The sequence below is a fragment of the Autumnicola musiva genome (assembly GCF_031846585.1).
Classification (GTDB): Bacteria; Bacteroidota; Bacteroidia; order Flavobacteriales; family Flavobacteriaceae; genus Autumnicola; species Autumnicola musiva.
Window position 1 is genome coordinate 136,359 of record NZ_JAVRHK010000001.1, and the last position, 14,035, is coordinate 150,393.

Consider the following 14,035-nt stretch of genomic DNA (forward strand, 5'->3'; position numbering starts at 1 on the left):
TTATTAATGTTTTATTAAGCGTCAGCAGTGTTTCTAACTTTGGTTTGATACATTACATTCGGCTTAGTACCAAGATATTCTAACATGTGGTACATTCTATCGTCTGTACTTTTCTCATAAATTAAGGTAGAGTCGTCATTAACGTCTCCAAAAACAATAGCACCCTTATCGCAGGCCAAAGAACAGGCAGTCTGGAATTCTCCATCCTCCACAGGCCTACCATCACGTTTGGCATCGAGAATAGTTTTTTGGGTTCTCTGGATACACATAGAGCATTTTTCCATAACCCCTCTGGAGCGTACAGTCACATCAGGATTTAAAACCATACGTCCAAGATCGTTGTTCATATGATAATCGAACTCCTCGTTTTTGTTATACAGGAACCAGTTGAACCTACGTACTTTATAAGGACAGTTATTCGCACAATATCTTGTACCCACACAACGGTTATAGACCATCTGATTTTGTCCCTGACGCCCATGTACGGTTGCCGCTACAGGACATACAGTTTCACAAGGGGCGTGATTACAATGCTGGCACATAACTGGCTGAAAAATCACCTGCGGATTATCTGCAGGTTGCTCAAGTTCAGCAAAAGTAGAAAGTGAGCTGCCAAGGCCAGACATATTTTCTTTGGTTTCTATATCAGATCCAAAGCCTTCATCTTCAGAAGCGTAATATCTATCAATACGCAGCCAATGCATATCCCTGGATTTTCTCACTTCTTCCTTCCCTACAACCGGCACATTGTTTTCTGCGTGACATGCTATCACACATGCCCCACAACCGGTACAGGCATTGAGATCTATAGACATATTGAAATGATGCCCTATACTGCGGTCAAAGCTCTCCCACATATCCACTTCCGGAGCCGTAACCGGAGTCTCCTGGTGATTAAGGGAAACTTCAGGTACAGGGTTCCAAAAATGGGAATCCTTGGTATTGAAGATTTCAAGGGTGGTTTCTTTAACAATATCCCCCCTACCCATCAAAGTATTATGGAGCTGAATACATGCAAATTCATGTATACCTTCAGCCTTTTCCAAAGTAATGTTTTGGAAAGATTTAAAATTTTTATAAAGTGGGTAAGCATTCACACCCACCTGCATTTCTTCCTGAATTGCCTCAGTTTTACCATATCCCAAAGCCAGCGAAACAGCACCTTTAGCCTGTCCCGGCTGAATTATAACCGGCACATTTTTAACCAAAGTATCCCCCAGCCTAATGTTCACATAACTACCATTTAACCCCCCATTGGCCACATGGTAATTTTCAAGTTCCATTTCTTCGGCATCTGCCCTGGAAATTTTTAAGTAATTATCCCATGAAGCTCTTGTAAGAGGATCAGGCATCTCCTGTAACCAGGGATTATTAGCCTGCTGCCCGTCACCCATGGCAACCGAAGTATAAAGCTCCAGCTCCATTCCATTATTTTCAGAAGACTGGGAAAGATTTCTTGCGGCGGCTACATCGTTATTTATGCCCGCGCCACCTTCCGCAGATGTTTCTCCCGTAATTGCATTGTCAACACCATTTTCTACCTGAAAAGCTCCGTCATGCAAAGCTTTTGACCATGCTTCTTCACCACCAAGCATCCCGGACCACATTTGCCTGAGGTATTCATAATAAGTTTGATTATTATCACTCCATCTAAGCAACACATCCTGAATTTGCCTTGTATCAAACAACGGCCGGATGGTTGGCTGCATCAAAGTAAATTGCCTTCCGGTAAACTGAACGTCTCTCCAGCTTTCAAGATAATGTGGCGTAGCGCCAATAAATTCACATAATTTAGCCGTTTCATCTTCTTTGGAAGAAAATGCCACCCGCAGGTCTACTTTTTTCAGGCCTTCCACAAATTGATCTGCATTAGGCAGGCTGTAAACAGGATTTACACCAGCAATAAGAACAGCACCAATCTGGCCGGCATTCATATCTTCCACCAACTGCATTACCTGCGCAGCATTACCCTGACGAAGCAATCTTGGATTCTCCACATCTACAACTTCACTGGCAAGGCGCTCATTTATTGCAAGCGCCAGAGCCTGTGCGTCATCATCAGGAATACCGGTAATTACAACACCTCCGTTCCCTGATCTTCTAAGTTGTGCCGCAGCTTTAACAACAGCATCATCAAGTTTAGAAGGAAGTTCACTTGTAGAACCGCCCCCAACAATGTAACCATAAAGTGCAGCTAAAACTGCTTTTTGCTGAGATGGTGTTACAGGAATACGTTTATCTGCATTAGAACCCGAAAGACTCATATTTGATTCAAACTGTACATGCCTGGACATTCTTCCTTCTTCTTTAGGGATACGTCCCAGAGCATATTGTGAATCATAACCACCTCCCTGCCAGTCACCAAGGAAATCTGCACCAACAGAAACAATAGTTTCAGCTTTGGAAAAATCGTAAGAAGGAAGAGCCCTTCTGCCGTATCTTGCCTGAAAAGCGTTTAATGCCGAATCCTCAGAAACGGTATCATAAACCACATGCCTGACATTTCCATATTTCTGCGAAAATTCATTTATAAGCCTGGAAGTGGAAGGACTGGCATAGGTAGGAGTAATTAAAGCAATCTCTCCATCTACATTATCCAGCCGGCCTCTTACAGCACGATCAAATTCTTCCCAGGAAATATTTTGTCCGTTAGCTTTTGGACGCTTAAGCCTTTTACTATCATATAAAGATAATACCGATGCCTGCACTCTCGCATTTGCCCCGGTATTCCCCATCGTATTAACCTCAATTTTAATTGGCCTCCCCTCGCGGGTTTTCACCAACACACTGGAAAAATCAAACCCATCAGCCATAGTAGTGGCATAATAATTTGATTTTCCGGGAACAATTCGCTCCGGCTGCACCACATAAGGTATAGAGGTAACCACCGGCCCCTCACATGAAGCCAGAGTGGCCGCAGCTGTACTAAATCCAACATATTTAAGAAAGTCTCTCCTTGAAGTTTTTGAATTCTCAAGAGAATTTTTGTTCCCCAGAAACTCATCAACCGGTATTTCCTCAACAAATTCTTTCTGTTGGAGTGCCTCAACAATAGAACTATCTTCCTTTAGCTCTTCAACACTTGTCCAGTATTTTTTGTTTGATGACATATATTTCTAAATATTAACTTCTTGATTAAGCCTGCCGTTTAGCAGGAAAATAATTTTTTAGTAGTGGCATTTACCACATTCTATACCACCCATCTGGGCAGCAGTTACTTCTTCTACACCATATTTCCTGGCCAGCTCTTCATGAATCTTGTCATAATACTGATTCCCTTCCATTCTGACTTCGGTTTCACGGTGACAATTAACACACCAACCCATAGTAAGAGGAGCATTTTGGTACATCACCTCCATTTCCTGCACAGGACCATGACAGGTTTGACATTGCGTCCCCTGAACAGAAACGTGCTGCGAGTGATTGAAATATGCAAAATCCGGAAGGTTATGCAAACGAATCCATTTTACCGGCTTCGCTTCCCCAGAATATGTTCTTGAACCGGGTTCCCAACCGGTAGCAGCATAGAGTTTAGCAATTTCTTTATCATAAAATTGCTTTGAGAATTCTTCAGTAGCAGTTTCAGGGGCTACTTCAGAAATTGATTTATGACAGTTCATACAAACATTCAGAGAAGGAATTCCTGAAGTTTTAGAAGTCCTTGCCGAAGAATGACAGTATCTACATTCTATTTCGTTATCCCCGGCGTGAATCCTGTGAGAGAAATGAATAGGCTGAATAGGCTTGTAACCCTGATCAACCCCTACCTGCATCAAATAACCGTATCCAAAATAGGCTACCGTAAGCAACACAAAAACAGCTACTACAACCAGCAGAAATTCATTTTCAACAAAAGCCTTATGAATAGGTTTTCTTTTTGGTTTCTCCGGAAGCACCACCCCGCTAGCTTCTGCAAAATTTCTAAGCGTTTTGTTTACCAGGAACAATACCGCCAAAAGCATTAGCAGCACAAATGCAAGAATCCCTAGGATAATATCCATGGAAACCCCCTGTCCTCCACCGGAAGCACCTGCTTCCCCGCCAGCCTGTTGCCCTGCTGCAGGCTCAGGTTTAGGCTGCTCTACATAAGCAAGAATATCGTTAATTTGGGTTTCGGTTAACTGCGGAAAAGGAGGCATTACTGTCTCATTGTATTCCTCAAAAATAGCAACCGCTTCTTCATCTCCCGAAGCTATAAGGTTCCCGCTATTATTTATCCACCTATAAAGCCAGTCCATATCGTGACGACTTGTCACGCCATTTAAAGCAGGACCTATAGATTCTGAATATGGCTTATGACAGGCAGCACAAAGGGAATTAAACAATGATTTTCCACTGGCCGCATCACCCAAACCGGTTGCAGCTCCCGAGTCTTCAGATTCTCCGCCCTCAGACGGAGCCTGTTCCTGCCCCTGTTCAGCAGCATCCTGCTGAGCCGAAGCATCTGCCTGGTCCTGAGCTATCCCAATAACTGTAAACGAGAGAAAAAATGCTACCCCTAAAAGCAGTATTCGTGAAGTTGAATGGCGGTATTTCACCTTTTTCATATTATAAGTTGAATTAACGTCTAAACTTTGGTACGGTTTTTATACATAACTACTGCATTAAAAAACGCCTTTCGCACCCCTAAATTCGTCGACAAAAGTAATATATAAAGTCCATTTTAGGAATGTTACAATAGTGTTAATCGATAATTTATAACAGTTCTAAATAATAATTATGAACACTTTTATGTTTTTAATTTTACATTTGTTTTAAATCCCGTAAATATGAGAATCTTAGCTCCTAAAAAAATAATATTAGCCGGTTTGTTGGCAACATTTTCTTTTATGAATTTATCAGCCCAGGAAGGAAATTACAATGTAAACCAGGATGAAAAAATATCTAAACTTCTTGAAATAAAAACTGGTATGTCCCGCGAAAGTAAAATTGGGGACCGATATAAAATCCAATTGTTCTATGGCGACAATAATGAAGCAAGCGAAGTCTATAAAAAGTACAGCAGTGAGTTTGATTATCCGGCTATTATCGATTACGAAACTCCTAATTATAAAGTTTACGTAGGAAATTTCCGAAATAGGTTGGAAGCAGACCGGGCACTACTAAAAATTAAAGAAGCCTTTCCGGGAGCTTTTATTCCGAAGCCTAAAAGAAGGTAATTGCAAGATGAAGCATAAAAGTAAATGGACAGTGGAGAATGGATAAATGAAAACTATGTTGTTAAACATATAAAGGCAGAGAAATTCCACATTTATCGGCAAGAGAAAATCAACAGCCTTATTGATCCTTGGTAGGATATTAAACAAAAAAAGCCGCTCTCCTAATGAGAACGGCTTTTATATTTGATAAAACTGAACTTTTATTTCAATTTCTTCTTAACCTCTACTTCTCTGAAGGCCTCAACTACATCACCCTCTTTAATATCATTGTAATTCTTCACCTGCAATCCACAATCGTATCCTTTGGAAACTTCTTTCACATCATCCTTAAATCGTTTCAAGGAAGAAAGTTCCCCGGTAAATACCACCACTCCGTCACGAATAAGCCTTATTCCTGAGCTTCTGTAGATTTTTCCTGAAGTAACCATACAACCAGCAATTGTTCCAATTTTGGAGATTTTAAATGTTTCCCTGATTTCGGCAGTACCGGTAATTTCTTCTTTCAGTTCAGGAGACAACATTCCTTCCATCGCATCTTTAAGATCGTTGATGGCATCATAAATAATTGAGTAAGTCCTGATGTCTATTTCTTCCTTATCGGCAACCTGCCTGGCGTTTCCAGCAGGACGAACGTTAAATCCGATAATAACGGCATCTGACGCTGAAGCAAGTAGTACGTCACTTTCAGTAATTGCACCTACTCCTTTATGAATAATATTCACCTGAATTTCTTCCGTAGAAAGTTTCTGGAAACTATCTGTTAACGCTTCAACTGAACCATCCACATCACCCTTCAGGATAATGTTCAACTCTTTGAAATCTCCAAGGGCAATTCTACGTCCAATCTCATCAAGCGTGATATGCCTTTGGGTTCGTACCGTTTGCTCACGTTGCAGCTGGGTTCTCTTGGCAGCTATATTCTTAGCCTCCCTTTCATCAGTCATTACTTTAAAAGTATCACCCGCCTGAGGCGCGCCGTCCAATCCTAGAATAGATACCGGGGTAGAAGGTCCTGCCTCCCTTACCTCGTGACCACGCTCATCCTGCATCGCTTTAATTTTACCACTGCTCCTTCCGGCAAGAACGTAATCCCCTATCCTTAAAGTACCTGTCTGTACCAGAACTGTTGATACATACCCACGACCACGGTCCAGGTAAGCCTCCACTACAGTACCTGTAGCCAGACGGTCCGGATTTGATTGTAGTTCCAGGATTTCTGCTTCAAGAAGTACTTTCTCAAGCAGTTCCTTAACACCCTCCCCTGTTTTAGCTGAAATATCATGAGACTGAATTTTACCTCCCCAGTCTTCCACAAGCAGATTCATACCCGCAAGTTTTTCTTTAATTTTCTCAGGATTTGCAGTTGGCAAATCAGATTTGTTAATAGCAAAAACTATAGGTACACCTGCTGCCTGCGCGTGAGAAATTGCTTCCTTGGTTTGGGGCATCACATCATCATCGGCCGCAATTACTATAATTGCAATATCGGTAACCTGTGCACCACGGGCACGCATAGCTGTAAAGGCCTCGTGACCCGGAGTATCTAAAAATGCCATTTTCTGGCCACCTTCCAGTTCCACCCCGTATGCTCCAATATGCTGGGTAATACCACCACTTTCGCCCGCAATTACATTTTCCTGACGGATGTAATCCAGAAGGGACGTTTTACCGTGATCTACGTGTCCCATAACTGTAACAATAGGAGCTCTTGCTTTAAGGTCTTCAGGATTTTCTTCTACTTCCAGTGTAGTTTCCTCTACGTCTGCAGTTACAAATTCCACCTCATACCCAAACTCCTCAGCAACTATAGAAAGTGTTTCAGCATCAAGCCGCTGGTTCATGGTTACCATCATACCAAGAGACATACATGCGGAAATTACCTTTGTAACCGGCACATCCATCATGTTGGAAATTTCAGTAACCGTAACAAATTCGGTTACTTTTAATGTTTTGCTTTCAAGCTCCTGTTGTGCAAGATCTTCTTCGGAACGTTGACGGTGTTGATCCCTCTTACCTCTTCTGTATTTGGCACCTTTACCTTTGCCGGATTTCCCCTGAAGTTTTTCAAGAGTTTCACGAACCTGCTTTTGCACTTCTTCTTCGCTTGGCTCTTCTTTGGTAATAGGTCTTGAACGCGGCTTATTGCGTCCTTTTCTACCTCCGCCACCTCCCTGAGCACCGGGTTTAACATCTTTACTTATTCTTCTGCGACGCTTCTTACGTTTGTCTTTATCGTCAGCTTTTTTGTCTTCTTTTTTCTTTTCAGGTTTTTTGAATTTAGAAAGATCAATTTTTTCACCTGTAAAATTAGGACCATCCAATTTTGCATAGTTGGTCTTTAAAGTACTCGATTCCTCTTTCTCTTCAGTAGCCTCCGATTTTTCTTCCGGTTTGGCAGATTCCTCTTTTTTAACCTGTGGTTTCTCTTCTTTCTTTTCAGAAGCCGGAGTTTCCTTCTCAGGCTGTTTTTCTTCTTCTTCTTTAGAAACTTTTTCGGACTTTACTTCCTCAGGCTTTGCTTTCTCAGGTTTTGGAGTCTCCTCTGCCGCGGGCTGTTCAGCTTTTTCAGACTCTTTTTCCTTTTTAGGCTCTTTTTCCTTTTCAGCTTCTGTCTCAGATTCAGGTTCAGAAGTGCCAGATTTTTTATCGAGGTCTATTTTACCTACTTTTTTAGGCCCTGAAAGCTTAGCTCTTGCTGAAACAACCTCATCTTCCTCTTTTTTATCTTCAGCCTTACGTTTCTCTTCCATTTCTTTTTCGCGGGCCAGGCGAATTTCTTCCTTCTCTTTCCTCTTCTCCTCTCCTACTTCTTTGGAAGCCACCTTTTTACTTTTATCAGTTTGAAATTCATCAAAAAGTACCTGATAAGTTTCAGGGGAGATTTTGGTAGTGGGACGCGCCTCAATGTCGTAACCCTGAGAATTTAAGAATTCCACAGCCCGATCCAACGAAATATTGAATTCGCGTAATACCTTGTTTAATCGCATTGTTTTTGCTTCAGCCATAAATTGCCCTCTAAATTAACCTCTTTTTGTTATTATAAAAAATGTTCTGAATCCAAAGCATTACTCTTCTTCAAATTCATCACGCAACACCTGGAAAACCGCCTTAATCGTTTCTTCTTCAAGATCGGTACGGCGCACAAGATCATCAACATCCTGCTCTAAAATACTTTTTGCAGTGTCCAGGCCTATTTTAGAAAATTCAGCTATCACCCAATCTTCAATTTCATCTGCAAACTCACTTAACTCGACATCTTCCTCTACACCTTCTCTAAATACATCTATTTCAAAACCTGTAAGTTGCCCTGCAAGTCTTATATTATGTCCTCCTCGGCCTATAGCCTTGGAGACTTCTTCTGGCCGCAACATCACCTCAGCCCTTTTATTTTCTTCATCTAATTTAATCGAAGTAATTTTAGCTGGACTAAGTGCACGGGTTATAAATAATTGGTCGTTATTGGTATAGTTGATTACATCAATATTCTCATTACCTAGTTCACGCACAATACTATGAATTCTGGATCCTTTCATACCCACACAGGCCCCTACAGGATCTATCCTGTCATCATAAGAATCTACTGCCACTTTAGCCTTTTCACCGGGAACCCTAACAACTTTTTTAATAGTAATAAGTCCGTCAAAAACCTCGGGGATTTCCTGTTCAAATAATTTTTCAAGGAATCCCGGTGCTGTACGGGACATCAAAATAGTAGGTTTATTCCCTTTAAGCTCCACACTTTCAATAATTCCTCTTACGTTTTCTCCTTTTCTGAAGAAATCTGAAGGAATCTGCCTGTCTTTAGGCAAAACAATTTCATTACCCTCATCATCCAGCAGGATTATTGCTCTATGCCTGATATGATGAACTTCCGCATTGTAAATTTCGCCTTCAAGCTCTTTAAAATGCTTATAAATATTGGTATTATCATGTTCATGAATTTTGGAAATAAGATTTTGCCTTAGCGCCAAAATTGCCCTTCTTCCCAAATCTTTCAATTTCACCTCTTCAGAAACATCTTCCCCAACCTCAAAATCCGGCTCAATTCTACGCGCTTCGCTTAGCGAAATCTCCTGGTTTGGATCCTCCACCTCGCCATCAGCAACCACCACACGGTTTCTCCAAATCTCAAGATCCCCTTTATCGGGGTTTACAATAATATCAAAATTATCATCTTCACCATACTTTTTCTTTAAAGCATTTCTAAAGACATCTTCTAAAATCGACATTAAAGTAACACGATCTATTAATTTATCATCTTTAAATTCTGAAAATGACTCTATCAAGGCGATATTTTCCATATCAATTTTTGATTAAAATGTTATCATAACTTTAGCTTCCACAATATCTGAATATGGTAAAACAGCTTCTTTCTCTACGGTATGCTTCCCTTTACCTATAGGTTTTGGCTCCCGGGCTTTCCATTTCAGATGGATTTCCTCATCATTTGCATTGGTTAAAGTACCTTCAATTTTGTCTTCGCCGGTTTTAACCTGCAATTTTCTTCCAATATTTTTTTTGTATTGCCGGGGCAGGCTTAGAGGCTCTGAAACTCCCGCAGAAGTCACTTCAAGAGAGAAATCTACCTCATCTCTATCCAGATTATGTTCAACACTCCGGCTAATCTCTATACAATCATTAACCGAAATTCCCTGGTCACCATCAATTATAACCTTTATATGATTATTGCCGCTAACGTCAAGACTGATTAAAAATAAAGAATTATTTTTTTCGAAAGCTTCATTCAGTAACTTTTCTACTTTCTCCTGTAACATACTGTTATAAAAAGAGGGGACTTTTCGTCCCCTCGCTGTACTTTTTAGTTTCAACGATGCAAATATAGAAATAAAATTGGAGATAGAAAACCGGTTATACAACGATAATTTATTCGTAAATTTATGATTGTAAATACTTTCCCAATTCGTTAAATACAGGAGATATGAAAAAAATTCTTGTACCGACCGATTTTTCTGATCAGGCTGAAGTTGCATTAAAAGTTGCCGCCAGCCTAGCCAAAAAGTTTGATAGTGAAATTTTTCTCCTTCATATGCTGGAATTGCCGCTACAACTAATTGACCCCATCCAGGGAGCTTCTTCCCGTAATTTGCCGGAATCAATATTTTTTATGAAACTCGCCCACCAGCGATTTACAAAACTTATGTCCAAGCCATTTTTAAAAGGAATCCGCGTTCATGAAACCGTACAGTTTCACCAGGCTTTTGAAGGCATAAAAGATTTTAGTAAAGAAATTGATTGCGACCTTATAATTATGGGGTCCCACGGGGCAAGCGGGTTCAAAGAAATGTTTATAGGTTCCAATACTGAAAAGGTAGTGAGGTCTTCTGAAATCCCGGTACTGGTAATAAAAAATACCAATGCTGAATTAAATACAGAAAAACTTATTTTTGCTACAGATGCCAAACCTGCCACTATCCATACTCTCCAGAAAGCTGCAGATTTTGCCAAAACCATAGATGCTGCTTTACATCTTTTATACATTAACACCCCAAATGATTTTATAACATCAAAAGAAGCCGGAGAACGCCTTAAAAATTTAACCGAAAAAATAGATATTAAACCACATTTTCATATTTACAACGACATAAGTGTAGAAAAAGGAATTTTAAATTTTGCAGCCGGGACAAATGCCGGATTAATAGGAATAGGAACACATGGCAGAAAAGGCCTGGCCCATTTCTTTAACGGGAGCATAAGCGAAGATCTTGTAAATCATGCTCAACACCCTTTAGTAACCTTTAAAATTTAAAGAAATGTTTTAAGAGCCCCCTCTCGAACAAAAATCCACAGGTAATTCCAGAAAGATTTTGTTTTATTACGAGCTATCTCTATATCCTTAAAGTTCTTCCTCGAATCTGTTTCACTTTTCACGAACAGATTAGCTACTGTAGAGAGGAAATTATTTTTTTCTTCTCCATTCTTCTTTAATACTGTAACCTCAAAATTTTCGTAGGAAAGATTCAAATCGCCACCGGCTCTATCATCATTTCCTGAAAAATCAAATACCAGATCACTAATGCTTCCGGACACCTGTACGTTCATAGCGGGTTTTAAAAATTCATTAATTTCCTCACTGGCTAACTGCCCCATATTGCCCGACATCTGAAAACGATCTGACACATCGCTAACATCAAACTCCCAATGTACTTTTAGCGGCGCTTTTTGGAAAAGATCCGTGCGCACATCAATTTGAGTTTTAGGAAAACCTGGTTTATCCATACCTATATTGGTAAGATTGTACACAGAAGCATGCATATTTGAAAAATCTACCGCTCCGGGAGGCCTATCATCATGAACTTTTTCGGAGTATTTAATATAAACATTGTTCATGTCCATGCTGTCTATACCAACTTTAAAAGGCAACTCCCTTAACATCTGGCTATATAAATTTTTAGTTCTGGGATCATCCGGAGGACGCTTATCCCTATAGATCATAAATTCGATATTGTTAAGTTCCAGAAAAGGATTTTGAAACTGAAGGCTGTCATTTTGAAATTCCCATGAAAAATCGTTCATAATTAATTCTTCAATATTTAATTCATAACGGTCTTTCTCATAAGGGATATGCTGCTGGTGTTCAGTTTTGCTGTATTTTGGCAACATTCTGATTTTGCTGATATTGATCTTTCCGTTGTTCGCACTAATCCCCCCTATGGTAAGAGTATGAAGATCGTTCATCTGCAAAAAGAGAGAATCACTTTCTATAGTGTAACCTTTATATTTAAATGGCACCGGTTCGGAAAGTGTTTGTTTATTTACTTGAACTTCCTGAAGATGGATACGGCTGAAAGTTGTAAAGAATTTTGCAATTGAATCCTGCTGAGCAATTTTCACATCACCATTATTAATTGTAAGATCCTTTATAAGCACATCTTGTTTAAATGTGGAATTCTTTTTTTCGGTTTTAGATGCTGAAGAATCCCTGGATTGCTCAATGAGCACGTGTGGTTCTGAAACAGAAAGATCTCCAATAATAATTTTATTATTGAAGATATATTCAACAATATCGATACCCTGCAGGCTCGCCTGCGCAACAGAGATTTTTTTTCCTTTTACATCAACTTTTGCCTGGGTTATTTCAGCACTTTGATTTAGAAGGTTTACATCCAGACTTTCGTAAGAAGCCTGAGCCTGGGTTAAAGCACCCTCAAGTGCTTTTTGCAGTTTATTTTCAAGGATATTATTAGCAATTAATAACAAGACGGCTAAAGCCGCCACGATTCCAGCAATAACAACTAACGTCTTTTTTGATTTCTTCAAAATGTAAGGGAAAAATTAGGTGAAAACCCAATTTACAATTTAAAGCCTCCTGCCAATGATAATTAATAATAATTAACTTAATTCTGAAAATCCTAAGAGAATGGTTGTTAAATTTTAGTCAAACTATTGTAAAATTCTAACAACGATTCCTTTTACAATGTATATTTGTTTCAAACCTGATAAGCAAGATGTTATTAAAGCTAAGTATAAAAATCCTTTTTATTGCCGTAGAGCTGTTTCTGGGCTTTTACAGCATTATTCTTAGCGATAGCCTTCTTGTAAAATTTATTTTCTTTGCTGTTACTGCAGTAATGATTGCCTTTGCCGTTACCAAAATTGTTAACAAGCTATTACCTGTAGATAAGGATTATATTTCTCTTGAAAAACAGGAACAAATGGATGATAAATAAATCTCCACACTTTCTTATATCAGGAACTACTAAGTAATCATTCAAATTTTTCATCTAATAATTTTCTGAAGAAGTTTCTATTATGGAAGTCACATGCATTTCAGATACACACAACAAGCATGATGAATTATCCTTACCGGAAGCAGATTTATTGATTCATGCAGGTGATTTTACAGAAGCAGGCACAAAAAAAGAAAGTTTGGAATTCCTTAACTGGTTTTCTTCTCAGCCTCACAAGAATAAAATCCTTATAGCCGGTAACCATGATTTTTATTTTGAAAAACATAAAGATATATACAATATTATCCCTGAAAATATTCATTACTTAAAGGATAGTGGCATTGAAATAAACGGGCTTTATTTTTGGGGTTCCCCAGTAACTCCCGGTCAACTGGGATGGGCTTTTAATCGGGAAAGAGGCAGGGAAATTAAAAAGCACTGGGATAAAATTCCAGTAAATACTAATGTTCTTATTACTCACACCCCCCCTTATAAAATAATGGATGTTCTTGATAACGGAGAGCATATAGGTTGTGAAGAATTACGAAAAAAGATAAATGATCTACATCTAAAAATGCATGTGTACGGACATCTTCATGATTCCTATGGCTCTGTAAAAGCTGCAGAATGCCTTTACGTGAATGCCAGTTGCCTTGATCAAAAGCATCGAAACATCAATATTCCCAATACCTATACCTTATAAATATTAAAGAGATTTTAAATAATCTATCGTAAGTTAAATATTTATTAAGCAGGGCATTATTACCTTTTTTTTAACATGAAATGATCTTTCTCATATTAACTTAGCGCCGTATTAAAAACAGTTAGTAATTTAAAGAAGATTTTTATGGAACAAACCTACACACCAACAGAATTGATTGAGGAGGTTAAAAATCTTATATCATTTAGTATTTCTAATCTCGAGGCAGAAAAATCTGATTTTAAGATTATGCACAGAGCGATTATTAAAAAATACTTTGAGGCTAAAAATGTTAAAATAGATTATGATAAGCAGCTGGTAGAAATGCAGATTCCTGTGGGAAGAAAAAAGTATACTAATATAACTTTTGAATGTCAGGATATAGAGCGATTTTTAAAAGCATGTCTTAAACGGGATGAGAAAAATCTATACTTTTATCAGGAACTACTTTCTCATTACAATATAATTGTAGCTGCTTAAAATCTAAA

At 39.0% G+C, this 14,035-nt stretch carries 11 protein-coding genes; 5 read left to right on the top strand and 6 right to left on the bottom strand.

Annotation, left to right across the window (positions count from 1 at the left end):
- Positions 1-14: 14 nt before the first annotated feature.
- Both RM539_RS00580 and RM539_RS00585 read right to left on the bottom strand, forming a co-directional pair.
- Complete coding sequence (locus RM539_RS00580; protein WP_311501523.1) at positions 15-3,110, bottom strand: TAT-variant-translocated molybdopterin oxidoreductase; 3,096 nt, start codon at positions 3,108-3,110, stop codon at positions 15-17.
- A gap of 57 nt (positions 3,111-3,167) precedes the next feature.
- Complete coding sequence (locus RM539_RS00585) at positions 3,168-4,547, bottom strand: cytochrome c3 family protein (protein ID WP_311501524.1); 1,380 nt, start codon at positions 4,545-4,547, stop codon at positions 3,168-3,170.
- 282 nt (positions 4,548-4,829) lie between these two features.
- Here RM539_RS00585 and RM539_RS00590 point away from each other — a divergent pair, with 282 nt between their 5' ends.
- On the top strand, positions 4,830-5,159 hold the full coding sequence (locus RM539_RS00590; protein WP_311501525.1) for an SPOR domain-containing protein: 330 nt from the start codon (positions 4,830-4,832) through the stop codon (positions 5,157-5,159).
- A 200-nt stretch (positions 5,160-5,359) separates the two neighbouring features.
- Here the strand turns inward: RM539_RS00590 and infB are convergent, their stop codons facing one another.
- The 3 genes from infB to rimP are packed head-to-tail and all read right to left on the bottom strand — an operon-like array spanning position 5,360 to position 9,934.
- Entirely contained in the window at positions 5,360-8,164 is a 2,805-nt protein-coding gene (gene infB / locus RM539_RS00595) for a translation initiation factor IF-2 (protein ID WP_311501526.1), read from the bottom strand.
- A gap of 60 nt (positions 8,165-8,224) precedes the next feature.
- Positions 8,225-9,460 (bottom strand): transcription termination factor NusA, encoded by a 1,236-nt coding sequence (nusA, locus tag RM539_RS00600; protein ID WP_311501527.1) that lies wholly within the window; start codon positions 9,458-9,460, stop codon positions 8,225-8,227.
- 12 nt (positions 9,461-9,472) lie between these two features.
- The gene (rimP, locus tag RM539_RS00605; protein WP_311501880.1) at positions 9,473-9,934 is read right to left on the bottom strand and encodes a ribosome assembly cofactor RimP; all 462 of its coding nucleotides are present in this window, start codon (positions 9,932-9,934) and stop codon (positions 9,473-9,475) included.
- Positions 9,935-10,098: 164 nt separating this feature from the next.
- On the opposite strand from rimP, the gene RM539_RS00610 reads away from it, so the two are divergent.
- Positions 10,099-10,926, top strand: coding sequence for a universal stress protein (locus RM539_RS00610; RefSeq protein WP_311501528.1), 828 nt, complete (start codon positions 10,099-10,101; stop codon positions 10,924-10,926).
- On the opposite strand, the gene RM539_RS00615 is transcribed toward RM539_RS00610, so the two are convergent.
- Positions 10,923-12,437, bottom strand: a complete 1,515-nt coding sequence (locus RM539_RS00615; RefSeq protein ID WP_311501529.1) for a hypothetical protein — start codon at positions 12,435-12,437, stop codon at positions 10,923-10,925. The two genes, RM539_RS00610 and RM539_RS00615, sit on opposite strands and share 4 nt — an antisense overlap.
- A 188-nt stretch (positions 12,438-12,625) precedes the next feature.
- Here RM539_RS00615 and RM539_RS00620 point away from each other — a divergent pair, with 188 nt between their 5' ends.
- The 3 genes from RM539_RS00620 (at position 12,626) to RM539_RS00630 (ending at position 14,027) form a co-directional block, all read left to right on the top strand.
- Positions 12,626-12,847: a hypothetical protein gene (locus RM539_RS00620; protein WP_311501530.1), complete on the top strand. Its 222-nt coding sequence runs from the start codon at positions 12,626-12,628 to the stop codon at positions 12,845-12,847.
- A gap of 82 nt (positions 12,848-12,929) precedes the next feature.
- Positions 12,930-13,550: a metallophosphatase domain-containing protein gene (locus tag RM539_RS00625; RefSeq protein WP_311501531.1), complete on the top strand. Its 621-nt coding sequence runs from the start codon at positions 12,930-12,932 to the stop codon at positions 13,548-13,550.
- Positions 13,551-13,694: 144 nt separating this feature from the next.
- Positions 13,695-14,027, top strand: a complete 333-nt coding sequence (locus RM539_RS00630) for a hypothetical protein (protein WP_311501532.1) — start codon at positions 13,695-13,697, stop codon at positions 14,025-14,027.
- Positions 14,028-14,035 lie beyond the last annotated feature (8 nt).